Below are 22926 nucleotides of genomic sequence, written 5' to 3'. Positions count from 1 at the left end.
TCCCCGGTGTTCCCAACCTATCCCGGACCTTTTTGGATAACTCGGTGGAAAACCCGTGTCATGACCCTTCCCTCTATCGGGTCCTTCCGCGAGAGAAAGGGAATTTCCGGATGGAATGTGGACAAGGGAAGGACTTGGATCGCGGGAAAGACGTGAAGAAGGAAAAAACGGCGGGGATCTAGAGGGAGTAATTGCCTTCGAGAAGTTGTTTCTTGAGGCTGTTGACCTCGGCCAGCAGGGTAATGTCGGTCGTCAGCAGGTCCTCGATCTTTTCATAGGCGTGGATGATCGTGGTGTGGTCCTTACCGCCGAAAGCCGCGCCGATCTCGCTCAGGGAGTGGTGGGTCAGTTCCCGGGAAAGGAACATGGCGATCTGCCGCGGGAAAGCGATCTGTTTGGTACGCTTCTTGGACTTCATATCGCTGTATTTGCAGTGGTAACGGTCGGCGACGACCCGTTGGATGGAATCCACCGAGATGGGGCGTTCGTCCTTGGGAAGGGAATCCTTCAGGACCTCCCGGGCCAGGTCAATGGAGATCTCCTGGCGGGTCAAGGACCCGAAGGCGATGACCCGAAGGAGGGAACCTTCCAGTTCCCGGATATTGGCCTTGGCGTGATTGGCGATGAAGGCGGTCACCTCGTTGGGGACCAGGATGCCCTCGGTCTCCGCTTTCTTGCGGAGGATGGCGATGCGGGTCTCCAGGTCGGGTTCCTGGATGTCGGTGATCAGGCCCATTTCGAAACGGTTCTTGAGCCGCTCCTCCAGCTTGATCTCCTTGGGATGGCTGTCGGAGGTGGCCACGATCTGCTTTTGGGCCTCATAGAGCACGTTGAAGGTGTGGAAGAACTCTTCCTGGGTGGCTTCCTTGCCTTCCCAGAACTGGATGTCGTCGATCAGGAGCACGTCCACTGTGCGGTATTTGTTGCGGAAGTCCTGTTGACGGCCCGATTGAATGGCCTGGATGAAGTCGTTCATGAATTTTTCGGAGGAAATATAGAGGACCCGGATCTGGGGGTTCTGTTCCACGACGAAATTGCCGATGGCCTGTAAAAGATGGGTCTTGCCGAGCCCTACTCCTCCATAGATGAACAAGGGATTGTAGGAACGGGCGGGAGACTCCGCTACGGCTAGACAGGCGGCGTGGGCGAAGCGATTGCTGTTGCCCACCACGAAACTTTCGAAATTGAACTTATTGTTGAGGACGAACTCCGAATCCCCCGCCGGACGGGAACCGGTAGGCATGGAAAGCCTGGGTTTTTCGATGATCTCCAATTGGGCCGAAGGGGCGACAGGTTCGGCAAGGGTCTTGGAAGGGGAGGTCGGTTCGATCTCGAATTGGATCTCCAACTGGACCGGGTGGAGGGTTTCCAGGGCCTTGCGGATCTGGGGCTGGTAATGGTCGCGGATCCAATCCCGGAAGAACTCATTGGGAACGATGACCTTAAGGGTCTTCTCTTCAGAAACGGTGCCTTTGGTGGGTTTGAACCAAGTCTCGAAACTTTGGCGATTCAGGTCTTTTTTAAGGTTCTCGAGACAACGGTCCCAAAGGTCGGCTGAAGTAGTCATCCACAAACCTCCTAGGGGCTCAAAAGCCCTGAAAACCCTTATATTGGTGGGTTTTCCAGAGAACCTGAAATTTTATCCCCTGCTTATCCCCAGGGGTCTGGGACTCCCACGAACCGGGGAGGAGGAACATTATTCACATCGGTGCATAATCTTGTGGATAAATTTGCCCCAAAACGGGCCCGGATCGTCCGTTAAATCGAGGAAAAAAAGACCCATCGATAAATGAAGACAAGGCCCCCTCCCTTGCCCCTGGAAGGAGGCTTGGGATTTCACCTTGAAGCATCGGTCTTTTTACCCCGGTCCAAGGACCGGCGCACAAGCTATCCACAGGAATCCACAAAATCACAATCGCGTTCCGCCCGAGACGAAAAAAATTTTTTCGCGCTCCCAGGACAGCGGGATCTGCGAAAAAATTTTTGGGTTGGGGTCGTAAGTTTGTGAGGATCGCGACTGCTTCACCTCTTTTAAATCTTTTTTATTTTTAGTCAAGGGAATTGTGGTTCGCGGGCCCAAAAAATCCATCAACAGAAACGTCGAAAGACAAAATTTTTTTCTTGAACCCTTTCAATGTCCTCCGGCTCCGGACGGAGGAAGAACTTGACTTTCGTTCTTCACCGACCTGAACTGGCCGGGAATTTACGGACCCTTCGAGGGAACATGACGCGTCGCATCGAACTCAACAAAATTTCCTTTCGCTATCCCGCCGCCGGGGCGTTCGGACTAGGTCCCCTTTCCCTCACGGTCGCCGAGCGGGAATTGGTCGGGCTCTTGGGCTCGAACGGTGCCGGAAAATCCACTCTCGTCCGTTTGATGGCGGGTCTCCTTCATCCCGACCGGGGCGAGGTCCTTTGGGAGGGAAGGTCCCTGCGGGACCTGAGGGCGCGGGAAAAGGCCCAGCGCATCGCCTATGTCCCCCAATCCCACCACTTCCCGTTCCCCTTGAAGGTGTTCCAGATCGTGGAGATGGGCCGTCATCCTTATTTGGGATCCTTCGGTCCGATGGGAACGAAGGACCACGAGATCTGCGAAAGGGCCCTGGCGCTCTGCGACGCCGCAAAGTTCAAGGATCGTTGGTTCCAGGAGCTATCCGGGGGCGAGCGGCAACGGGTCCTCCTGGCTTCCGCCCTGGCCCAGACGCCGCAGCTCCTCCTCCTGGATGAACCGACGCTTTCCTTGGACCTCTCCCATCAGGTCCTGCTTTTCGAGATCATCCGGAAGCTCCACCGCGAGGAAGGGTTGACGGTCGTCGTGGCGACCCACGAGCTCAACATGGCCGGCCGTTTCCTGGACCGGTTGGTCCTGATGAAGGAAGGAAAGATCCTGGCCGATGGCGGACCGCGAAAAGTACTGACGGCTTCCTTGATCAAAAGGACCTTGGGGGTGGAGGTGGACCGTCTTCGCCATGGCAAGGCCATTCCGGTCTTTGTCCCCAAATATAAGGAAGCCCGCTCATGATCCATTCCCACCATCCCGGCCGGGTCCTCCTTTTCACGATCCTTCTTTTCCTGATCGTGCTGGCGGTCTGTCCTTTCATCGGGCCGACCACCCTGGCCTATGGAAAGGTCTTCCTGACCTGGCCTCCGGCCCCGGACAACCAGGATGCCCAGGTCTTTTTCAGCGTGCGTCTTCCCCGGGAACTCTTGGCGGCCCTGGCGGGAGCGGCCATGGCTTGCGCGGGTGTTGTGTTCCAGGCGGTGCTCCGTAATCCCTTGGCCTGCCCCTTCACGCTGGGGGTCGCCGGCGGCAGTTCCTTCGGCGCGGTGTTGGCGATCCTCCTGGGATGGACCACGACGGTCCACGGTTTCTCCTTCATCACCTTTTTCTCGTTCCTGGGGGCGATCCTTTCCCTTTTCCTGGTCCATTCGATGGCTTCGGGCCTGCGGTCCTATTCGACGGTGACTTTTTTGTTGGCGGGAGTGGCGGTGAACTATTTCTTCAACGCCCTGGTGCTCTTGGGTTACTACATCGCGGACTTCACCCAGGCCTATGCCATGATTCATTGGATGATCGGGAGCCTGGACATGGTGGAAATGGCCACCGTGGGCCGCCTGGCCAGCTGGCTTTTCCTGGGTTTCCTGACGCTTTTGGCCCAGGCCCGGGGCCTCAACCTGCTTTCCGCCGGCGAGGAGTGGGCCAGGGTGAAGGGGGTCCGGACGGACCTTTTGATCGGGGCCAGCTTGGGAATGGCGTCCTTGATGACCAGCGCGGTGGTGGCCCTGACCGGCCCCATCGCTTTCGTGGGGCTCATCGTTCCCCATATCTACCGGCTTTGGATCGGCAATGACCACCGCTACTTGATGCCCTGTGCGACCTTGGGAGGGGCGGCTTTTTTGATGGTCTGCGACACGGTGGCCCGGTCCTTCTTCGGCCCCACCGAGGTGCCCGTGGGGGTCCTGACCGCCCTCTTGGGCGTGCCGGTCCTTCTATGGCTTTTGTTCAACCGCAAGCCCATGAAAGGGATCTAAAGAAGGGGGAAGAAAGCCTCCGCCGGACCCGTCCAGGGCACGGAGAAGGGATGGAAAAGATGGCCCAGGAGCTCCACTCCGTCCGCGAGCCGCGGACCCGGTTTGGCGAAATAGCTGTTGGCGTCCACGGCGAAGACCCGTTTGTCCTGGACGGCTTTCAATTCTTGCCATCCTTTTCTATCCGTCAAAAGACGCGCTTGCTCCAAGGCCTGACGGGCATTGAAACCGCAAGGCGAGACGACCAGCACTTCCGGGTCCCATTCCAGGACCTTTTCCCAGGTGATCCGGACCGAATCCATTCCAGCCTTCGCGATCTCGTCACGGCCCCCCGCCCATTCGATCATCTCGGGCACCCAATGGCCGCCACAAAAAACAGGGTCCAACCATTCCATGAAGAAGACCTTCACGGGCGGCAGGTCCGAGGTGGCGCGTTGGACCGCTTGGACCCTTTGCCGCATCTCCCGCACCAAAGCCTGGGCCCTATCGGCGGTCCCGGTCCTTTCCCCCAAGGCCTGGGTGTCGTTCAGGACATCCTGGAAGGAATGAGGCGTCTGCCAGAGGAACTCCGGCTCGGGGGAAAGGGCCCGGAGGACCTGGGTGGCTTCGTTGCCCGAGGGGGCGCAGACTTGGCAAAGGTCCTGGGTGATGATGAGGGTGGGGGAAAGCTGCCGTATGGCGACCTCATCCACGGCGTAAACGCTCCCGCCCTGTCCGACCCTTTTCCGGACGGTCTCGTCGATCTGTTTTAGGTCCAAGGAAGCCAGGTCCATGGCGCATCGCACCACGACCGGTTTTTCCTTGGCTTGGGGCGGATAGTCGCATTCATGGGAGACACCGACCAACCGGTCACCCAACCCCAGGGCAAAGACCATCTCGGTGGCGGCCGGAAGAAACGAGGCGATGCGCAAGGGTCCCATCAGGGCCTTTCGGTCCCCTGGGCCTTCAATTCCTTCTCCAGGCAGGCGGGACAAAGACAGTCGCAATCGGGGATGCTTTTGGGAAGGGCCGGAAGCTTTTCGCACCAGCATCCGCCGGTCTTGGCGTGACAGGGGAATTTTCCGCCGCAACGGCCGCAGGTCTTGGTCTCGGGCTGGTTTTGCAATGCCATAGGCCGGATTGTACACTGGGCCCCATGAAAATCCCATTCACGCTCCGGATGGCCCTCGCGGCCTGGCTCTCTCTGGGCGTCGCGGCCCTTGGCTGGGCCAAGGAACCGGCCCCTCTTCCCCGACGCATCATCTCCATGGCGCCCAACCTGACCCAGATCGTTTATGACATCGGCGCCCAGGACCTCCTGGTCGGTGTCACCGACTTCTGCAAGTTCCCGCCCGCCGCCCGTCAAAAGGAGAAGGTCGGGGGATGGATCGATCCCAACTATGAGAAGATCGTCTCCCTCAAGCCGGACCTGGTGCTGGCCCTGAAGTTCCACGGCAAGGCGGTGGATAACCTGAAGGTCCTGAAGGTGCCGGTGCTGGTGCTGGACTGCCAGACCATCGAGGATGTGCTGGCCGCCTATGACCTTTTGGGAAGGACGCTGGGCCGGGAGAAGGACGCCGAGCGCGCGAAGGACCGCCTTCAAAAGAGGTTGGAGGCGGTGAAGCGGCGGGCGGCGGGGCGCGAACCCATCTCGGTCCTTTTCGTGGTGGACCGGAACCCGGGGAGCCTGCAGCAGATCTACGGGGTGGGCCCCAGGAATTTCGTGGACGAACTGATCGGATGGGCGGGAGGCCGGAACATCCTGTCCGATGCTCCCGTCGTTTATCCCCTTGTCTCCAAGGAACAAATGATCAAACGGGACCCGGAGGTCATCGTCAACGCCCTGGCCGAGGCGCATCTGAAGTCCGGCGGGGTCGAGGACGAGACCCGGGTGTGGGACACCCTTCCTGTCCTGAAGGCCGTGCGTGAACACCGGGTCTATTGTTTCACCAACGAGGATTACCTGATCCCGGGGCCCACCATGGCGAACCTGGCCGAATATCTTTGCGATATTTTCGAGAAGGCCCGCCAAAAATGACGGGACGGATTTTTGTTTGACAAGTCTTTCCGCCAAGCGTAGAACAAGCGCACATCACAGGGTGTTCGGGAAGCCGGTGTGAATCCGGCACGGACCCGCCACTGTAAGGGGTGAAGTTTTCCTCCCAAGTCACTATCCGCGTCGCGGATGGGAAGGCCGGGAGGGTGGGATGCCCCAAGTCAGGAGACCGGCCCTGGGAAATTTCGACGGCTTCTTCGGGAATAAGAAGCGGAAAACCGGTCTTTCCCCGTTTTTCCTCCCTTTTGCCCTCCCGATCCCGCCGTCCGCCTCGGGGAGTGGGCCATGCATCCAGTTCTTCGCCGTGCCGTGCTGTCTTCCGTTCTTCTGACCGCAGTTTCTTCCGGCCTTTGGGCCGATCCCGCCATCGAACCCATGGGCGATACCCTTCCCTCCGCGGCCGTGCTGCCGGAAGTGGTGGTCACCGCCAACCGGCTGGATACGCCCGTGTCCCAGGTCGCCAACTCCATGACCGTCATCACCGCCAAGGACATCGAGCAACGCCAGGCGGACACGGCCCTCAAGGCCTTGGAAGGGGTCCCGGGCTTGACGCTGCTCCAGAATGGGGCGCCGGGCGAGAACGTGGGCCTTTTCACCCGGGGCGCCGACGCGGGCCATACCCTGGTGCTCCTGGATGGCATCCCCCTGAACAATCCCATGTCCATCGGGCGCCAGTTCGATGCTTTGGACCAGTTCTTTTGCGACGACATCCGCCGCATCGAGGTGGTTCGGGGCCCTTTGAGCACCGTTTACGGGTCCAACGCCACCGCGGGGGTGGTCAACATCATCAGCGAAATGGGGGAAGGCGCGCCCAAGGGTTCCTTCCTTTTCGAGGGAGGGGCTTACCACAGCTTCCGGGAGGCGGCCAGCGCCTCGGCGGGCAATGACCTGGGCACCGCCGCCCTCTCGGTCTCCCGCTTCGATACCCAGGGTTTTCCTTCCGCCGACCGGTCCGACGGGAACAGCGTGAACAGCCAGGACGCCAACACCACGGCCTCCTTGAGGCTGGGATTGAACGGCGTCCAGGACCTCAGGGACGGATTTACCGCCCGTTACAGCCAGTCCCGCACCAATGTGGCGGCCACCAGCGGTCCTTTCGGCGACGATCCCAATTATTTCGTGGAGGAGCGGCAATGGACGCTGGGTGACCAGGTCCATCTCAAGCTGTTCCAAGGAGCTTGGGAACAGGAGCTGGGGGCTTCCTATACGGATGACCTGCAGAAATTCACCGATGACATCGTCGATCCGGTCGCTTATCCCAATTCCCATTATGAACGGGGCGTCTTCGAGGGGCAGATGGTGGAGGCCCATTGGCAGAACAATGTGGAGGTCGTGAAAGGCGAGACCCTGGTGGCGGGGATCCAGGGCCAACAGGAATGGGGCCGGGAGGACGACACCACCGATTATGGCTACGGCCTTTCCAACACCTTCATCGACCAGGTCACGACCACCGGAAGTTATTTCGCCGAGAGCCAAACCTCGATCGATGGGCGTTTCTTCGCCACCTTGGGCGGGCGATTGGACGCGGTCAGTTCTTTCGGCCAAAAGCTCACCTACCGCGCCGCGGCCTGTTATTTCGTCCCGGGCCTGGGGACCAAATGGAAGGCCACCTACGGCACCGGGTTCAAGGCACCCTCCATCTACCAGCTTTATTCCCCCTACGGCAACACGGGGCTCCTGGCCGAGACCAGCGAGGGATGGGACCTGGGCGTGGAACAGCCGATCGCCCATGACTCCCTCAAAGTGGGAGTGACCTATTTCCATACGGACTTCTCGGACTTGATCGACTTCGAATCCACCGCCACTCCGCCCTATGGGGAATATTTCAACGTGAGCAAGGCCCAGACCCTCGGATGGGAGACCTTCCTTTCGTCCGAGCCGTTGAAGGACCTGCACCTGCGGGCCGATTACACCTATACCTGGGCCGTGGACCTGGACACCGGGACCCAGCTCATCCGCCGTCCCCAGAGCCGTGCGGACGTGAGTGCCGATTATCGGTGGAGCGCCCTGGAGACCGGGATCAATGTGGCCTATGTGGGCGAACGCCCGGACCTGGACTTCTCCTTTTATCCGGCCAAAACCGTCGTGATGTCGTCCTACGCGCTCGTGAACCTGGCCGCTTCCTATGCGGTGGACGAACATCTCAAGTTCTTCGGCCGGGTGAACAATCTCTTCGACGACAGGTACGAGGAGATCCTGGGCTATGGGACCCCGGGTCTTTCGATCTATCTGGGGACCAAGGTTTCCTTATAACAGGGTGGTGGCTTCCAAGAGGGGGATAAGCCGGAAGGGTCAGCCCTTCCGGCTTTTGTTTTTGCGGGTCGGCGGGAGGCGTTGATCGAGGATATGCAATAAACGAGGATCGTCCCCAAGGGGCTTTGCCAAATGGACCTTGATCCCGGGCCGCTCTTTTTGGAAAGCCGCGAGGATGGCCGGGATGTCCTTCTTCACATGCTTGGCCCGGAAAAGAAAATAAGGAAGGACTTCGATGGTCCCTTTCTCCATATCGTGGGCCAGATGGGCCAGTCCCTGGTGGATCGTGGGGCCCACCACATCCAGATAGGCGTGGCCGACCTTCCAACGGGGATGGCGTTCACGGTACTTCGCCACCAACCGGACAAATTCCCGGTTGGCGGAGGTTTCCCGGCTGCCGTGGCTGACGATGAGAACGGTCCTGGGGCCCATCAGAAAGGCATCCATCCTTTCGAGAAATTGGCGCAGGCCAGGAAAAGGAGGGCGACCTCCGAGGTCTCGATGATGGCACCCATGCCGTCGCCTGTGAGCCCTTGGATGCGGGCACGGGACAGCAGACCGACCGCCATGGCCACCAGACCGGCGGCCAGGAAATATCCCAAGGACGGCGCCCGCAAAAGCCACCAACCGCCGGCCAGGCTCACGAAGGTCGGGATCGCGAGGCCATAGCCCTCCAAGCCGAGCACTTGGGAACCCAGGCCCTTGTCCCCGGGCGGGGATCGGAAGAAGGTACAGGCCAAGGTCACGCCCCAACGGGCGGCCCAGGGGATGAGGATCAGGTACTTCCAATCGCCGGGTTCGGAGAGCAGGCGGGACAGGAGCATCGCTTTCAGGACCAGCACGAGGACGATCCCGGTCACCCCATAGGCGCCGACGGAGGGGTCCTTCATGATGCGCCGGCGGTCCTTGGGGTCCCTGCCGCCGAAGAATCCGTCCAAACAATCGCTCAGCCCATCCAAATGGAAGGCACCGGTGGCCAGCACCCAGGCCAAGAGGACCAGGATGGTCCTCAGGTCATGGGCGAGTTGGACCTTGGAGGCGAGGGCGAAGAGAGCCCCCAAAAGGGCTCCGACCAAAGGATAAAAAGCGGCCGACAGCCGGACTTCCGAGGGCCGCCATTGCTTGGGGGAGACGGGAAGAAGGGTCAGGGTCGAGAGCGCGAGGAGTAAGGGGTTCATGTCACCCCATTTTCGTCAGTTTCCCCACCAACGCCAGGGGATCCTCGGCGATGACGCAGGAATAAAGGAAATCCCGGCTCAAGAACCCCTCCCGGGCGGCGTGTTCCAGGAAATCGAAGAGGCGCGAGTAATACCCGCCCGAATTGAGGAAGCCCACGGGTTTCTTCTGGAGGCCCAACTGGCTCCAAGTGGCCTGCTCCAGGACCTCTTCCAGGGTGCCGAAGCCGCCGGGAAGCGCGATGAAACCCTCCGCCAGGTCGCACATGCGCCGCTTTCGTTCGTGCATATTGGCGACCACTTCCAACTCGCTCAAGGAAGGATGGGCCCTCTCCTGGTCGACCAAGGTCCGGGGGATGACCCCGATGACCCGCCCGCCGTTCTCAAGGGCCGAGTCGGCCAACAGTCCCATGAGCCCCAGGTGGGAGCCGCCATAGACCAGGGTGATCTTCAGGAGGGCCAGGACCTGGCCCAGTTTTTGGGCGTGGTGGGAATAAAGGGGGTTCGACCCCGGGTTGGAGCCGCAATAGACGCAGATGCTTTTCATCGGAAACCTTCAGCTTCGTTTCTTTTCCACGGCCGTTCGTTGGGCCTTATTCTTCCCGGGCACCTTGGCGCTTTGGAAGGTCGCCATCTCGGCGTGGGCCCGCAAGGCGCTCTCCAGGAGGTTCAGGGCCAAGGCCCCGCCGGTCCCCTCGCCCAGCCGCATCTTCATCTCCAGGAGGGGTTCCACCCCCAGCATTTCGTAGAACTTGGAATGACCCGGTTCCTCCGAACGGTGGGAGAAGAAGGCGAAGTCCTTGACCTTGGGGTTCGCACGGTAGGCGACGAGGAAAGCCGAGGAAGTGATGAAGCCGTCCACCACCACGGGGATGCGGGCCTTGGCGCAACCCAGGACCACTCCGGTGAGGGCGGCGATCTCGAGCCCGCCGACCCTTTGAAGGGCTTCCAGGGGATGGTCGGGCATGGGCCGGTGGCGCTTGATCGATTCGTGGATCACCCGGCATTTGTTGAGCCACTGGGTGCGGTCGATGCCGGTGCCGAAGCCCGTCACGTCCTCCACGGCGCAAGGAAGGAGCCCCGCCATCAAGGCGGCGGCCGACGTGGTGTTGCCGATGCCCATTTCACCGAGCACGACGAAGGTGACCTTGTCCTTTTTGGCCTGGGCGGCCAACTGAAGGCCGACGGCCAGGGCCTTTTCACACTCCGCCGGGGTCATGGCAGGACCTTGCCGGAAGTTCCGGGTCCCCGGGGCGATCCTCTTGGAAAGGAGTTTGGGATGCTTGGGCAGGTCCGAGGCAACGCCCAGGTCCACCACTTGGACCTCCGCACCCGCCTGCCGGGCGAGGGCGTTGATGGCCGCGCCGCCGGCAAGGAAGTTCAGGACCATCATGGGCGTCACGGCCGATGGAAAAGCGGAAACGCCTTCTTGCGTCACACCGTGGTCGGCCGCGCAAAGGATGACCCTTTTCTTCCCCAGGGTGGGGACCGCTTGACGGGTGATGCCCGCCACCTGGATGGCGATAGCCTCCAGGCGGCCCAAGCTTCCGGCGGGCTTGGTCAGCTGGCTTTGCCGATGCTCGGCCTTTTTCATGGCCCGGGCATCGAGGGATGGGATGGAGGAAAGGATCTTTTGAAGGTTCATGGCTCGTCCGTCCTGGGTGGGGTGATCGAAAGGACCATTCTAAGGACGGCGAACCATGGAATTGAAAATATTTATGGGTCTAAATGTCACTTCAATTTTTGGGGGATCCCTGCGGTGATCAGGAAGACCTCGCGGGCCGCCTTGGCCACGTTTTGGTTGAAGAGGCCTTGCAGGTCCCGGAATTGGCGTCCCAATGGATTGTCCGGGACCAAACCCAGCCCGACCTCATTGGAGACGATCCGCAAGTTCCCTTTCAAGGACGACAAAGCGCCGAGCAAAGCCACGACCTCGGATTCGGTTTCGGCGGCGGTCAACTTTTTCCCGCCCATTCCACAAAGGAGGTTGGAGATCCAAAGTGTTACGCAATCCACGACCACCAAACTGTCCTCATGGGAAGCGGACCGAACGAGCGCCTTCTTTAGGTGGTAAGGTTCCTCCAGGGTCGTCCATCCGGAGGGTCTTTCGCGTTTGTGCCGTTCGATGCGGGACGACATTTCCTCGTCACCGGCGGAAGCGGTCGCGAGGAAGATCTTTTCCGGGAAGGCGTCCTCCCCCCCTTGGTGCAGGGCAAAACGGGATTTTCCCGAACGGGCGCCGCCGAGGATGAGTTGGAGCATAGGGGCCATGGTTTTTTTTACCACCGGCCGCCGGAATTTTCATCCGAGAAGAAAAGGAAACTCAACGCCCCTTGCGGCGCGAAAGGACCGTGCGGTAGCGGCGGGAATAGACCTCTTCCACCTTCGGCCGCAGGGGCGAGAGCCAAAAGCCGTCCCGGCTCTTGGGGCGAAGGACATGGCTGAGCAAACGGGCACGGTGCCGGTAGGAATAGCCCAACTTTCTTTGGACCCAATCCTTCGGCTTCTTGGAACGGATGGCCCAAAGTAGGTAATGGGGGGTGAGGGTCTTGAAGGGGAACTTGATCTGCCAAAGGTCGACCAGGGCCGAGTTCTCGGCTGGCGAGAATTGAGGACGTCGTCCGACTTGAACGTAGAACCGGTTGAACCTGGCCTTGAAGTCGGCGCCTTTTCGGTCCGTCAGGACCTGCCAGGCATGGCGGAGCTTGACCGATCGTTTGGAATAGCCCAGGTCGAGGAAGTGGCCTTGAATGGTGTTGCGGTGGATATCCAGGGCCTTCGCTGTCTGGATGATGTTCCCTTGGTAGGTCACGAACCAATGAAGGAAGTAATGTCGCCGCAAGTCGTCGGGGAGAAGACCTTTTTGCCAAAGCTTGGACAAGGTGGACAGACCTTGGGTCCACTGGGACCTGGGAACAGCGGAAGGGATTTTGAAGGCCATATTTGGACCTCCACGAATGAGGGTGTTTAAAACGTTTTAAGTTTCTCTCCAGGTTAATCGTTTTTCAAGCGTTAAAACCCAAATTTTAACCATAAATCAATTGTTAAATAATATGAAAGACAAAATAGATGCCAAATAGAGAACCTAAAGTGGAAAGGCATCCTTTTGGCTTGAAGGATCCGATGAGCCCGACCAGAAGTCCTTCCGGGCATCGCCAGAACGGATCAGGAATGAAAAAAGGAAAAATGCGCTTCCCGCTTCTGTACTCCACCAGGGATGGTGGTCGAGAGAGGATCCTTCTTTATTATCGTTCCCTTTCGCGCCCTTTCGTTAGCCATTTCGAAAAGCATGGGATAGAATCAGCACTCTTTCGTCGGTCTCACTTCCCGGGCTTTGTGCCCCTCACTATCTTTAAGGATCGGTCTTTCATTCATGAAAAGAACTTACCAGCCGAACCGTCGTAAGCGCCAGAAAGTCCACGGTTTTCGCAGCCGTATGAAGACCGTTGGCGGCCGCCGGGTCTTGAGCTCCCGCCGTAAGAAGGGACGCGCCAAGGTCAGCGTTCAGTAACCGGGTCTTCCCGGGAGGAACGGTCCTTCTTTGCCGAAATTCGAGAAAGCGGAACGTCTGAGGAGTTCCAGGGATTTCAGGGCCGTTTTTCAGCAGTGCCGCAAGTTGGAAGATGGGAATTTGATCTTTTACGTACAGTTCAAAGAGGATGCCGCCCTTCGGAAATTCGGCGTTTCGTTGAGTCGGGCCTTAGGCAAGGCCTACCTGCGCAACCGCCTCAAGCGGCGTCTTCGAGAACTATACCGGGTGGAAAAGGAGAGGTTCCGCGGGGGTTATCAGGTCGTCCTGATCCCCAAACGCGGTAGCGCCCTTCGGTCCTTTGGCGAGCTCAAGCAGTCCTTCCTCGCCCTGGCCGTGCGGTCGGGCCTCCTTCCCCGGACGAAGCAGGGAACTTAAGCATGGACAAACTCTTTCAGCAGGGGCTTCTTCTCCTCATCAAGGGGTATCAACTCGTCGTTTCGCCTTACCTCCCCCCTTCCTGCCGGTTTACGCCCACTTGCTCGGAATATACCCGCCAAGCTGTTGAACGCTATGGTGCCGGGAAAGGCCTGTGGATGGGCCTGAAGCGTTTGAGCCGTTGCCACCCCGCTTCCTCCGGAGGATTCCACCCCGTTCATTAAATCCGGGGGGATCTTTTTGGATAACAACACGCGCCTCGTTCTGTTCCTCATTTCCTGCATGGCCGTCCTGGCGATCGGCCAGTTCTTCATGCCCCAACCGTCCCCGTCGGCCGCCCACCCTGGGTCGGCGACCCCTTCGGCGGGCCAGACCACTGGCCACTCCTCCACCCAGGCGGTCCTTTCGACTTCAGCGACCGCCGAGAAGGGCTCCTTCCAAAAAACGTCCCCCAAGGCCGTCGATGTCCCCGCCCGGTCGGTCACGGTCGAGACCGACCTCTATACCGCGGTCTTCTCCAACGAGGGCGCGGTACTGACCTCCTTCGAGCTCAAGAAGTACCCCAACCGGCTGACCAAGAAACCCGTCGACCTGGTCAACAACGACCCGGCCCGCCCCAAACCATTCTCCGTGGTCTATGGCAACGGCGATTGGAACAAGGTCCGGTTCCAGGTGGAAGGTGGCGAGGGGAAGCTTTCCAAGGGATCCGAACCCTCCCGGCTGGTCTTCCGCGGGCGGGACGCCTCGGGAGCGGTGTTGACCAAGACCTTCTCCTTCAAGGACGGCAGCTACCTGGTGGGATTGGACATCGCCGCCGACCAGGCGGGGAGCCAGGCCCTGGCCGCCGGGCCCTTGGCCATCCAATGGGCGGACAACATGGGCACGGAAGAAGCGACCGGCACCAATTCCCGCACCACGGGCCTTCGGGTGACGACCTTGACGGGCAACAGGATCGATTCCCAGAACGCGAAGAAATCCAAGGAGTCGGTGGAGATCGCCGGCCCGGTCGAATGGACCGCCTTGGCCAATCAGTTCTTCATGGGGGCCCTGATCCCGGACCCTTCCTCCGGCAGCGCTTCGGTGAAGGTGGTCCGCGAGTTCAATGCCTATAAACTCCCCACTCCTGACGATCCGCACCCGGGGTTGGACCCCAGCCTCTATGACCCCAGGCCCCAGCTCATCTTCAACGCCCCGGCCCTTTCCAAGGGTCAAGGCTTCCATGTGAAGCTACAGGCCTTCATCGGCCCGCAGGAATACGAGTTGTTGAAGAGCCTGAACCTCCACCTGGAAGGCGTGATCGATTTCGGCACCTTCGGGTTCATCAGCGTCTATATGCTCAAGCTCCTCAAGTGGTTCTACACCATCGGCCACAATTGGGGCTTGGCCATCATCTTCCTGTCGGTGGTGGTCAAGCTGGTCCTCTGGCTCCCCACCCACAACAGCTACAAAAGCATGGCCATGACCTCCCGCAAGATGAAGGAGGTCCAACCCAAGATCGACGCCTTGAAACGGAAGTATCCCGACGACAAACAAAAACAGCAGCAGGAACAGATGCGCATCTTCCAGGAGGCCGGTATCAATCCCCTGGGCGGATGCCTGCCCATGCTGTTCCAGATCCCGATCTTCTGGGCCCTTTACGCGACCCTGGGCCATTGCATCGAACTGCGCGGGGCGTCCTTCCTCTGGTTGCACGACCTGACGCTCAAGGATCCGTTCTTCGTGTTTTCCCTTCTGATGGGTGGGACCATGATCATCCAACAGAAGGTGTCGGGCCAGATGGCCACCCAGGCCGCCGGCCAACAAAAGATGCTGATGTGGATGATGCCGGTCGTCCTCACGTTCGTCTCCAAGGATTGGCCCTCCGGGCTGCTGGTCTATTGGGTGGTGACCAACGTGCTTTCGATGATCCAGCAAAAAGTGGTGAACCGGGAGATCCAACGAGCATTGAAGAAAGAAGAGGGTGGAAAAGCATGAGAAATTATTCAAATCAACAGGGTATCGGCAGGTCCTCGGGCGGCAACCGGGGTGGTGGTTATAAAGGCGGCCAGGGGGGCCATGGCGGCAACCGCCACCGGGACTCCCAGGACCGGGGCAACTACCGCGGCGGGAATTCCCGCCACGAGTCCGGTGAACACCGTCACAGCGAACCCCGCCGTAACGACCGGCCAGGCTATGGCCGCAGCGACCGGAGCCACTCGGGCGGGAATTACGACCGGGGGAACCGTTCCCACGGAGGCGGGAGGCCGGAACGGCACGAACGCCATGAAAGGACCGAACGTCCCGAAGGAGCTCCCCGGGGCAATTCCTGGGTCGAAGTGAGCGGACGCAGCGTCGAGGAGGCCTTGGAAGAGGCTTCCCGCCGTTTCAACGTGAGCCAGGCCGACCTGAAGACCGAGGTGAAGGAAGAGGGAAGCCGCGGCTTCCTGGGGCTGGGTTCCAAACCGGCGGTGGTCCGCATTTCGTTGAAGCCCCAAGCGGTGCCGGCCTTCGCCGAAGGGGTCCTGAGCCGCCTGCTGCGCGGTATGGGCCTGCCCGATAAGGTGAGGATGAGGAAGGACGAGGACGGGAACACGGTCCTGAATATCGAAGGACCGTCCAGCGGCACCCTCATCGGGCGCCACGGGCACACGTTGGAATCCCTCCAATACCTGGTCTCCAAGACGACCCAACGCATCACGGGCGATGAGAAGAGCATCGTGGTCGTGGACGTGGAGAACTACCTGGAACGCCAGAAGGACAAGCTCCGCGAACTGGCCCAGAACCTGGCCCAGAAGGCCAAGGAGACGGGTGTGGAAGTCCCGATGAGGCCCATGAGCTCCAAGGACCGCCGCATCGTGCACTTGACCTTGAAGGACCACGAGCACGTCACGACCGAAAGCCGCGGGGAAGGCCTGCGCCGCAAGGTGGTGATCGTCCCCAAGGTGAAGGCCGAGCCCAAGCCTGAAGGGGTTCCCTCCACGGAAACTTCGAAGGCTTCGGTCGACCTGGACGAGACGCAACCGGTCGTGCCTAATCAGCCGGTGGCGGCCGTAGCCCAGATCGAGGAACCGGCCCACACGGACGACCAGCCACAACCGGGTAACATGGTGCCCAAGGAACCGGACCTGGACGATGACATTGGGAATCGGGTGTAAAGGCGGATACAAGCCCGCAGCCGACTCTTGGTCGCAGGACTTTAAAGGCTTCCGGCCCCAAGCCGGAAGCCTTTTGGTTTTTAGAGGTGAAATGGGCCCATGTATGAATTGAACGACACCATTGCTGCCATCGCAACACCGCCGGGCATGGGAGGCTTGGGCGTCCTGCGCCTGTCGGGCTCCCGGGCGTTCGCCATTGCCGGGAAGGTCTTCGCTTCCAAAGGGCCGATCGAAGCGCGGCGTCAAATGCTCTTCGGCAAGTTCAAGGACCCCCGGACCGGCGAGATCCTGGACGAGGGCCTGCTCCTGGTCATGCCCCAACCCCACAGCTATACCGCCGAGGACGTGGTGGAGCTACATGCCCATGGGAGCCCTTCCCTCTTGCGGGGGCTCTTGGACCTTCTCCTTCGGGAAGGGGCCCGGGCGGCGGATCCGGGGGAATTCACCTATCGCGCCTTCCTGAACGGCCGGATGGACCTGACCCAGGCGGAGGCCGTCGAGGCCTTGGTCTCGGCCCAGGGGGATTCGGCGCGGCGCCAGGCCCTGAGCCAATTGACCGGGGGCTTGGCCGCCCACCTGGAACCGATGGAGGAGGCGCTGAAGTCCCTCTATCTGAAGATCGAAGCCAGGCTCGAGTTCTCCGAGGACGGCATCCCACCCTTGGACCGGTCCAAGTTCGAGGAAGAACTCCAAAAGGTCCATCGGGACCTCGGCAAGCTCCTGCTCAGTTACGCGCAGGGCAAGGTGCTGAAAGAGGGATTGAAGGTGGCCCTGGTGGGGCCGCCCAACGCCGGGAAGTCGAGCCTCTTGAACGCCCTCCTCGGCGTCCAACGGGCCATTGTCACCCCGGTGGCAGGGACCACCCGGGACGTGGTGGAGGGGGACCTCTTGCTCGAAGGGGTCCGGGTCCGGCTTTTCGATACGGCGGGTATCCGGGAAGCTGGGAACGAGGTGGAGATCGAGGGCATCCGCCGCAGCCGCCAGGTGATCGAGGAAGCCGACATGATCCTTTGGCTCCTGGACTCCTCGGACCCGGGACCCGCCCTGGAGGAGTTGAGCCGCTCTTCCCTCCCCCGGGACAGGGCTTGGTTCGTTTTTAATAAGAAGGACATCTCAAAGGCCCAGGACCCTTGGGCCGGGGCTGGCCTTGAGAAGGAGCGATGCCTTTTTCTCTCGTCCAAGACGGGGGAAGGGCTGGAAGGGCTCCTGAAGCTCCTAAGCCAGGCCGTTCGCGCCCCCCTTTCGGCCGGGGAGATCCTTTTGACCTCCTCCCGCCATCGCGCCGAGACCCAAAGGGCCTTGGAAGCCCTGGAAAAGCTCCAGGGTCTGATGAAGGCGGGGGAACCCTATGAGCTTTGGGCGGAGGAACTTCGGGAAGCCGCCTTGGCCGTGGGCCGCATCCGGGGCCGCAACCTACCGGCGAGCGCCTTCGAGGACATCTTCACGAAGTTTTGCATAGGGAAATGATCCGGGAGGATCACCCGGACCCACCGGGACACTCGAAGGGTCCTGCATCGGGAACTGGGGAATCCTCCCACCTTACTTCTTGAGGACGGGAAGTCCTTCCTGGTAATAACGGAAACAATTGCGCTGTTGCTTGGCGTGATAGACCGCCGTGTCGGCCTTTTGGATCAAAAGATCGATGTTCTCCCCGTCCCGGGGGTAAAGGCTTGCTCCGATACTGCAGGTGATGCCTACCTCCTTTTCGCCCAATCGTAGGGGTTGGGAAAGCACCTGGAGGATCTTGGCCGCGACCCTCTCCACGTCCTGGGCCTCGGCCAAATTCGTCAGGATGACCGTGAACTCGTCCCCGCCTTGCCGCGCCACCGTATCCCCGCTCCGGAGGCAATTCTGGATCCATTGGGCCATTTCCCGAAGGAGCAGGTCCCCCACGGGATGCCCCAGACTGTCGTTGACCTGCTTGAAATGATCCAGGTCGATGAAAAGCACCGCCAGTGTCTTGGAGGTCCGTTCGGCCTGGGAAAGGGCCTGGGTCAGCCGATCGTAAAAGAGCAGGCGGTTGGGCAGGCCGGTCAAGGGGTCGTGATGGGCCAAATGATAGAGCTGGGCCTGCTTGCGGTCGGTCATTTCCTTGATGAGCCTTTGGCCCGTGCCGATCCCCAGGTATTTCCCTTCGCGGGTGATGATGAAGCCCTCGAAAAGGTACTTCTCCTCCTCATCGGCGATGATGGAACTCAGGTCGTCCAGTCCGATGGTGTCCTCCACGATGAGCGGGGCCTGTTCCATGACCGTGGAAATGGGTTTGCGCTCATAGAGCTCCCGGAAGAAGCGGCGGGAGAAACGGTCGATGAGGGCGAAGCGATTGACCAGCCCGACGGGTACTTCGTCCTCCACCACCGCGATGGACTGGATGGAGGGGTCGTTGGCGAAGATGCCGTAGACGTCCTCGCAGCGCATCCTGGGGGGGACGGGTTCCACCGGGACCAGGAGCCTGTGGATGAATTGGTCGATGCTGGGCTTGGACCGCTGGAGAAAGACCTGGGAGAAGTGGCCGGGATTGGGTTCCATCACTGACCTCGGGCAATGGACCAATCTTAGGACCCCCACCCCCCTAAAGGTTTCAGGTGTGTAAATCTTTGTGTTAAAAAAGGTTTTTAGCGCTCCAAGGAAAAACCCTTGGGCCTCAATCGAAATTGGCCTTGATGCCGTGGGTGGAGGGCTTCACTCCCGCCATATGCAGGTGGGAAAGGTCGCAGAAACCCAAACAGCGCGGCGTGGCCCATTGGACGGAGCGCTCGTCGAAAAGGACGGTCGTGACCGAGGAAGGGGCCATCCAAAAGCCCGACCACATCAGGGGCAGGGGGATCTCCAACAAATGGGAGAGCCAGGTGAGCCCAAAGCCCCCGTGGCAAAAGACCGCGATGCGGTCCTTGTTCTTTCTAAGGATCCGGTAGCGGCCGCCTTGGCGCCGATAGCCGTGCCCCTTGAGGAAGGTATCGGAATTCCGTCCGACCCGGGCGATCTCGGACCGGAAATTCTTTTGATCGAAAAGCGGGATGCGGTGCCATGTCCTGTGGGTCAGTTGCTCCCGATCAAGGCGGATGACCTCGCCCGCCAGGTCCCAGGCCATCAGGTTCCCCCAAGGCGGGACCGGGGCCATCTTCAGGTCCGATAATTCGCGGGTCCAAGGCAGGACGACGGGTTTCATGCCGATGGCCTTCGCGGTGTAACGCGCGGTGTCCACCGCCCGTCCCAAGGGTGAACTATAAAGATGGGTGAGGCCCTCACCCTTCAACCGGCGCGCGAGGGCCTTCGCTTCGCGGTGTCCTTGGGGAGTGATGGTGTTGTGTTCGTAGTCGGGTTCGGCGTGACGGATGATGTAAAGGCGCATCGCTCCCCCTTTTGGTGGCCCAGCATGGCCTTAAAAGCCCTTGATCCAAAACCCTTTTTAACACAAAGGAATACAAGCGTATTCCTTTGTGTTCCATGTGGAACATGGACCCAGCCCTAGGGTCTGGGCGTTCCCCAGGGACAAGGAGAAGTGTTCGGCGAGCGGTCCTTTCCGCGCGGACCCTTCGTTGCCCCACCCTCCCGCCTGTGTTATAAACACGCACAGATTTTTTCGCGGGAGTTTTCGCCGTGTCTTTTTCCAATTCCTCTTTCGATGTGGTCGTGGTCGGCGCGGGTCACGCCGGCTGTGAAGCGGCGCTTGCCGCGGCCCGTATGGGTTTGTCCACCGCCCTTCTCACCATGAACCCCGACACCGTCGCCAAGATGAGCTGTAACCCGGCCATCGGGGGTTTGGCCAAAGGCCACCTGGTCCGCGAGATCGATGCCTTGGGCGGTGAGATGGCCAAGGCCACCGATGAGACCTCCATCCAATCCCGTATCCTCAACCGAACCCAAGGTCCGGCGGTCTGGGGCTACCGTGCCCAATGCGACAAGGAACTTTATAACCAACGCATGCGCAACACCGTGCTTCGCCAACCGAACTTAAGCGTTCGCGCGGCGCTTGTCGAGCGGCTCATCGTGGAGAGCGACCAGGTCCAAGGCGTTCTCACCCAATATGGCGAGGAGATCCGGGCGAAGGCGGTCGTCATCACGACCGGGACCTTCCTGAATGGGCTCATGCATATCGGGGAGACCCGGATCGAAGGCGGCCGCACCGGAGAACTTTCCGCCAAGGGGTTACCACAGCATTTGCGGGAGTTGGGCTTCGAGGTGAAGCGCCTGAAGACCGGGACCAACCCACGGGTCCGCCGGGAATCCATCGACTTTTCCAAGACCGAACCCCAATGGGGCGATGCCGAACCCCTTCCCTTCTCCCATTTCACGACCCAGTTCCCCCTGCAACCCCAGATCGCCTGCTATATCACCTATACCAATGGCCAGACCCACCAGGCCATCCGGGACAACATGTCCCGTTCGCCCCTTTATTCGGGGGTGATCAAGGGCATCGGGCCCCGTTACTGCCCCTCGATCGAGGATAAGGTGGTCAAGTTCCCGGATAAGGAGCGCCACCAGATCTTCCTGGAGCCCGAAGGCCTTTCCACCAACGAGTTCTACCTCAATGGCCTCTCCACTTCCCTGCCCTTGGATGCCCAATATGCCTTCCTCAAGACCATTCCGGGGCTGGAACGCGCGGAGATCGTGCGCCCAGGCTACGCCGTGGAATATGACTTCGTCCCTCCGACCCAGGTTTCCCATAGCCTTCAGACCCATCGGGTGAGGAATCTTTTCTTGGCGGGCCAGATCAACGGGACGTCGGGCTATGAAGAGGCGGCCGCTCAGGGCTTGATGGCGGGGATCAACGCCGCTTTGGCCGTGAAGGGCCAGTCGCCCTTGGTCTTAGGGAGAACCGAAGCCTATATCGGGGTCCTGGTGGATGACCTGGTGACCCTCGGGACCGATGAACCCTATCGGTTGTTCACCTCCAAGGCCGAATACCGGCTTCTTTTGCGGCCTGATAACGCCGACCTACGCCTGATGGAAAAGGGTCATGAGCTGGGATTGATCCCCCGGGAGGCCTATGAGGGCCTTTTGGACAAGAAAGCCAAGGTCGAAAAGGGCCTCCAAGGCTTTCGGACACGGCTTTTGCCCGCGGAAGCGGTCCCCCATGAGGGGTTGAAGCTCACTTCCCAGGACCGAGGGCTCTATCTGGACCAGATCCTGCGCCGCCCTTGGGTCACCTATGAGCAAATGCGGCCTTGGCTGCCTGAGGACCTGCAATTGGAGCCAGAAGTGGCCTTCCAGGTGGAGGTGGAGCTCAAGTACGAGGGTTATTTGCGCAAACAGCGCCTGGAGATCCAACGCCAGGACCGCAACGAGACCCAGCCTATCCCCCATGATTTCCCCTATCTGGAAGTCACCGGTTTCTCCCGGGAAGCCCGGGAAAAGCTCCATAAGATCCGGCCTGAGACCTTTGGCCAAGCCACCCGTATCCAGGGGGTTTCTAAATCCGACCTAGCGGTCCTCCTACTGGCTTTGAGCCGTTTTTCCAAACAAAGAGGGACCGTGACCCCTAGCCCGGAAGAGACCCATTGAGCCTAAGCTTCGAACGGTTCCAGGAGACCTTACAAGGAGCGGGTCTTTTAGGGGCCTTTCCTCCCGATTCTCTTCCCTCCTTGGTCCAATTCTCCCAAAAGATGCTCGATTGGAACAAAAGCCTGAACCTGACCCGCTGGACCCAGGATGAGGATTTCCTGCGTTACCACCTCTTGGATTCGGCCTATGCGGTGCCTTTGGCCAAGGATCTTCTTCCGGGACCCGCCCGATGGTTGGATCTGGGGACCGGTTGTGGTTTCCCAGGTGTGGTTTTGGCCGCTGCGGACCCCCATCGTGAGGTCGCTCTTCTGGATTCGGTCGCGAAAAAGACCAAAGCTCTCGACGATTGCCTCCAAGGGACGGGATGGAAGGCCCAAACTCTGACCGGCCGGGCGGAAGACCTAGGTCGTGATCCCATGGCCCGGGAAGCGCTCGATGGCGTGAGCGCCAGGGCGGTCGCGGACCTGCCGGTCGTCCTGGAATACGCCCTGCCTCTTTTGCGTGTTGGTGGATATCTTGTGAATTGGATGACCGCCGACCAGCTTTCGGAGGAAGCGAGCGCCCAAGGGGCCCTGGAGACGCTCCAAGGCCGGATCGTTCAACGGGTCCCCTATAGCCTGCCCGGACTTTCCCAACCACGCGTTTTGCTCGTTGTGGAGAAGTTGGGGAAAACTCCCGAGGCTTTTCCGCGAGCCGTCGGGGTCCCTTCCAAGAAGCCCCTCTGATCCCCTGTTCCACATGGAACATTGGGGAGTTGAAGTCCCCCTCTTTACCCGGTTGTTCCTCTAAAGCCAGATGGGTTTCCCTGTTCCCCTTGGGTCCATTTCGCCTGGAAATGAAATGAAAATCGCCTCCTTAGCGATTATAATGAAACCGTCTTTTTTCCAT

Annotated in this window: 23 protein-coding genes and 1 riboswitch; of the genes, 12 read left to right on the top strand and 11 right to left on the bottom strand. The window is 60.1% G+C overall.

The features are described 5' to 3' along the window. Positions 1 to 178: 178 nt before the first annotated feature. Complete coding sequence (dnaA, locus tag VHE12_04615; protein ID HVZ80068.1) at positions 179 to 1567, bottom strand: chromosomal replication initiator protein DnaA; 1389 nt, start codon at positions 1565 to 1567, stop codon at positions 179 to 181. 657 nt (positions 1568 to 2224) lie between these two features. On the opposite strand from dnaA, the gene VHE12_04610 reads away from it, so the two are divergent. Both VHE12_04610 and VHE12_04605 read left to right on the top strand, forming a co-directional pair. Continuing rightward, on the top strand, positions 2225 to 3022 hold the full coding sequence (locus VHE12_04610) for an ABC transporter ATP-binding protein (protein HVZ80067.1): 798 nt from the start codon (positions 2225 to 2227) through the stop codon (positions 3020 to 3022). Then, positions 3019 to 4032: an iron ABC transporter permease gene (locus VHE12_04605; GenBank protein HVZ80066.1), complete on the top strand. Its 1014-nt coding sequence runs from the start codon at positions 3019 to 3021 to the stop codon at positions 4030 to 4032. Before VHE12_04610 ends, VHE12_04605 begins: the two co-directional genes overlap by 4 nt. Here VHE12_04605 and VHE12_04600 read toward each other — a convergent pair. Further along, a complete protein-coding gene (locus tag VHE12_04600; protein HVZ80065.1) occupies positions 4029 to 4949 on the bottom strand; it encodes a cobalamin-binding protein in 921 nt (306 codons plus the stop codon). The two genes, VHE12_04605 and VHE12_04600, sit on opposite strands and share 4 nt — an antisense overlap. Beyond that, the gene (locus tag VHE12_04595; protein HVZ80064.1) at positions 4949 to 5140 is read right to left on the bottom strand and encodes a cysteine-rich CWC family protein; all 192 of its coding nucleotides are present in this window, start codon (positions 5138 to 5140) and stop codon (positions 4949 to 4951) included. Before VHE12_04595 ends, VHE12_04600 begins: the two co-directional genes overlap by 1 nt. A 24-nt stretch (positions 5141 to 5164) precedes the next feature. Between VHE12_04595 and VHE12_04590 the strand changes: the two genes are divergently transcribed. Then, complete coding sequence (locus VHE12_04590) at positions 5165 to 6046, top strand: helical backbone metal receptor (GenBank protein ID HVZ80063.1); 882 nt, start codon at positions 5165 to 5167, stop codon at positions 6044 to 6046. A 42-nt stretch (positions 6047 to 6088) separates the two neighbouring features. Further along, positions 6089 to 6257: riboswitch (cobalamin riboswitch) on the top strand. Positions 6258 to 6349: 92 nt separating this feature from the next. Then, on the top strand, positions 6350 to 8317 hold the full coding sequence (locus VHE12_04585) for a TonB-dependent receptor (protein HVZ80062.1): 1968 nt from the start codon (positions 6350 to 6352) through the stop codon (positions 8315 to 8317). A 39-nt stretch (positions 8318 to 8356) separates the two neighbouring features. Here the strand turns inward: VHE12_04585 and VHE12_04580 are convergent, their stop codons facing one another. The 6 genes from VHE12_04580 to VHE12_04555 all read right to left on the bottom strand — a co-directional run bounded on the left by VHE12_04580 (position 8357) and on the right by VHE12_04555 (position 12433). Next, complete coding sequence (locus VHE12_04580) at positions 8357 to 8749, bottom strand: CbiX/SirB N-terminal domain-containing protein (GenBank protein ID HVZ80061.1); 393 nt, start codon at positions 8747 to 8749, stop codon at positions 8357 to 8359. Further along, positions 8749 to 9495 (bottom strand): adenosylcobinamide-GDP ribazoletransferase, encoded by a 747-nt coding sequence (locus VHE12_04575; GenBank protein HVZ80060.1) that lies wholly within the window; start codon positions 9493 to 9495, stop codon positions 8749 to 8751. Before VHE12_04575 ends, VHE12_04580 begins: the two co-directional genes overlap by 1 nt. 1 nt (position 9496) lies before the next feature. After that, positions 9497 to 10039 carry a TIGR00730 family Rossman fold protein gene (locus VHE12_04570; GenBank protein HVZ80059.1) on the bottom strand — a complete coding sequence of 181 codons (543 nt, stop codon included), beginning with the start codon at positions 10037 to 10039 and terminating at the stop codon, positions 9497 to 9499. 9 nt (positions 10040 to 10048) lie between these two features. Continuing rightward, a complete protein-coding gene (gene cobT, locus VHE12_04565) occupies positions 10049 to 11137 on the bottom strand; it encodes a nicotinate-nucleotide--dimethylbenzimidazole phosphoribosyltransferase (GenBank protein ID HVZ80058.1) in 1089 nt (362 codons plus the stop codon). A gap of 86 nt (positions 11138 to 11223) precedes the next feature. Then, the gene (gene cobU, locus VHE12_04560) at positions 11224 to 11754 is read right to left on the bottom strand and encodes a bifunctional adenosylcobinamide kinase/adenosylcobinamide-phosphate guanylyltransferase (protein ID HVZ80057.1); all 531 of its coding nucleotides are present in this window, start codon (positions 11752 to 11754) and stop codon (positions 11224 to 11226) included. Positions 11755 to 11815: 61 nt separating this feature from the next. Beyond that, on the bottom strand, positions 11816 to 12433 hold the full coding sequence (locus tag VHE12_04555) for a hypothetical protein (protein HVZ80056.1): 618 nt from the start codon (positions 12431 to 12433) through the stop codon (positions 11816 to 11818). A 432-nt stretch (positions 12434 to 12865) separates the two neighbouring features. Between VHE12_04555 and rpmH the strand changes: the two genes are divergently transcribed. The 6 genes from rpmH to mnmE all read left to right on the top strand — a co-directional run bounded on the left by rpmH (position 12866) and on the right by mnmE (position 18000). Next, positions 12866 to 13003, top strand: a complete 138-nt coding sequence (gene rpmH, locus VHE12_04550; protein ID HVZ80055.1) for a 50S ribosomal protein L34 — start codon at positions 12866 to 12868, stop codon at positions 13001 to 13003. Between the two features lie 30 nt (positions 13004 to 13033). Continuing rightward, positions 13034 to 13399: a ribonuclease P protein component gene (rnpA, locus tag VHE12_04545; protein ID HVZ80054.1), complete on the top strand. Its 366-nt coding sequence runs from the start codon at positions 13034 to 13036 to the stop codon at positions 13397 to 13399. Between the two features lie 2 nt (positions 13400 to 13401). Then, a complete protein-coding gene (gene yidD / locus VHE12_04540; GenBank protein HVZ80053.1) occupies positions 13402 to 13623 on the top strand; it encodes a membrane protein insertion efficiency factor YidD in 222 nt (73 codons plus the stop codon). Between the two features lie 16 nt (positions 13624 to 13639). Next, the gene (yidC, locus tag VHE12_04535; GenBank protein HVZ80052.1) at positions 13640 to 15373 is read left to right on the top strand and encodes a membrane protein insertase YidC; all 1734 of its coding nucleotides are present in this window, start codon (positions 13640 to 13642) and stop codon (positions 15371 to 15373) included. Next, on the top strand, positions 15370 to 16533 hold the full coding sequence (jag, locus tag VHE12_04530) for an RNA-binding cell elongation regulator Jag/EloR (protein HVZ80051.1): 1164 nt from the start codon (positions 15370 to 15372) through the stop codon (positions 16531 to 16533). Before yidC ends, jag begins: the two co-directional genes overlap by 4 nt. A gap of 99 nt (positions 16534 to 16632) precedes the next feature. After that, positions 16633 to 18000 carry a tRNA uridine-5-carboxymethylaminomethyl(34) synthesis GTPase MnmE gene (gene mnmE, locus VHE12_04525; protein HVZ80050.1) on the top strand — a complete coding sequence of 456 codons (1368 nt, stop codon included), beginning with the start codon at positions 16633 to 16635 and terminating at the stop codon, positions 17998 to 18000. A gap of 72 nt (positions 18001 to 18072) precedes the next feature. Here the strand turns inward: mnmE and VHE12_04520 are convergent, their stop codons facing one another. Together VHE12_04520 and VHE12_04515 are read right to left on the bottom strand one after the other, a co-directional pair. Next, positions 18073 to 19062, bottom strand: coding sequence for a GGDEF domain-containing protein (locus VHE12_04520; protein HVZ80049.1), 990 nt, complete (start codon positions 19060 to 19062; stop codon positions 18073 to 18075). A gap of 115 nt (positions 19063 to 19177) precedes the next feature. Continuing rightward, positions 19178 to 19885: a histidine phosphatase family protein gene (locus VHE12_04515; protein ID HVZ80048.1), complete on the bottom strand. Its 708-nt coding sequence runs from the start codon at positions 19883 to 19885 to the stop codon at positions 19178 to 19180. Between the two features lie 248 nt (positions 19886 to 20133). On the opposite strand from VHE12_04515, the gene mnmG reads away from it, so the two are divergent. Both mnmG and rsmG read left to right on the top strand, forming a co-directional pair. Then, positions 20134 to 22038: a tRNA uridine-5-carboxymethylaminomethyl(34) synthesis enzyme MnmG gene (mnmG, locus tag VHE12_04510; protein HVZ80047.1), complete on the top strand. Its 1905-nt coding sequence runs from the start codon at positions 20134 to 20136 to the stop codon at positions 22036 to 22038. Next, positions 22035 to 22763, top strand: a complete 729-nt coding sequence (rsmG, locus tag VHE12_04505) for a 16S rRNA (guanine(527)-N(7))-methyltransferase RsmG (GenBank protein HVZ80046.1) — start codon at positions 22035 to 22037, stop codon at positions 22761 to 22763. Before mnmG ends, rsmG begins: the two co-directional genes overlap by 4 nt. Positions 22764 to 22926: the final 163 nt, after the last annotated feature.

The organism is bacterium, from assembly GCA_035549195.1.
Taxonomy (GTDB): Bacteria; Oederibacteriota; Muellerivitia; order Muellerivitales; family Muellerivitaceae; genus DASZRK01.
The sequence above is the reverse complement of the archived record's forward strand: the minus strand, read 5'-3'. Positions and strand labels throughout refer to the sequence as shown.

Coding starts and splice junctions, on each gene's coding strand:
- VHE12_04590 (HVZ80063.1), top strand. CDS start 5,165: ATGAAAATCCCATTCACGCTCCGGATGGCCCTCGCGGCCTGGCTCTCT.
- VHE12_04570 (HVZ80059.1), bottom strand. CDS start 10,039: ATGAAAAGCATCTGCGTCTATTGCGGCTCCAACCCGGGGTCGAACCCC.
- dnaA (HVZ80068.1), bottom strand. CDS start 1,567: ATGACTACTTCAGCCGACCTTTGGGACCGTTGTCTCGAGAACCTTAAA.
- VHE12_04555 (HVZ80056.1), bottom strand. CDS start 12,433: ATGGCCTTCAAAATCCCTTCCGCTGTTCCCAGGTCCCAGTGGACCCAA.
- cobT (HVZ80058.1), bottom strand. CDS start 11,137: ATGAACCTTCAAAAGATCCTTTCCTCCATCCCATCCCTCGATGCCCGG.
- VHE12_04585 (HVZ80062.1), top strand. CDS start 6,350: ATGCATCCAGTTCTTCGCCGTGCCGTGCTGTCTTCCGTTCTTCTGACC.
- VHE12_04595 (HVZ80064.1), bottom strand. CDS start 5,140: ATGGCATTGCAAAACCAGCCCGAGACCAAGACCTGCGGCCGTTGCGGC.
- VHE12_04520 (HVZ80049.1), bottom strand. CDS start 19,062: ATGGAACCCAATCCCGGCCACTTCTCCCAGGTCTTTCTCCAGCGGTCC.
- VHE12_04575 (HVZ80060.1), bottom strand. CDS start 9,495: ATGAACCCCTTACTCCTCGCGCTCTCGACCCTGACCCTTCTTCCCGTC.
- VHE12_04515 (HVZ80048.1), bottom strand. CDS start 19,885: ATGCGCCTTTACATCATCCGTCACGCCGAACCCGACTACGAACACAAC.
- cobU (HVZ80057.1), bottom strand. CDS start 11,754: ATGCTCCAACTCATCCTCGGCGGCGCCCGTTCGGGAAAATCCCGTTTT.
- mnmE (HVZ80050.1), top strand. CDS start 16,633: ATGTATGAATTGAACGACACCATTGCTGCCATCGCAACACCGCCGGGC.
- VHE12_04610 (HVZ80067.1), top strand. CDS start 2,225: ATGACGCGTCGCATCGAACTCAACAAAATTTCCTTTCGCTATCCCGCC.
- jag (HVZ80051.1), top strand. CDS start 15,370: ATGAGAAATTATTCAAATCAACAGGGTATCGGCAGGTCCTCGGGCGGC.
- VHE12_04605 (HVZ80066.1), top strand. CDS start 3,019: ATGATCCATTCCCACCATCCCGGCCGGGTCCTCCTTTTCACGATCCTT.
- yidD (HVZ80053.1), top strand. CDS start 13,402: ATGGACAAACTCTTTCAGCAGGGGCTTCTTCTCCTCATCAAGGGGTAT.
- VHE12_04580 (HVZ80061.1), bottom strand. CDS start 8,749: ATGGGCCCCAGGACCGTTCTCATCGTCAGCCACGGCAGCCGGGAAACC.
- VHE12_04600 (HVZ80065.1), bottom strand. CDS start 4,949: ATGGGACCCTTGCGCATCGCCTCGTTTCTTCCGGCCGCCACCGAGATG.
- rpmH (HVZ80055.1), top strand. CDS start 12,866: ATGAAAAGAACTTACCAGCCGAACCGTCGTAAGCGCCAGAAAGTCCAC.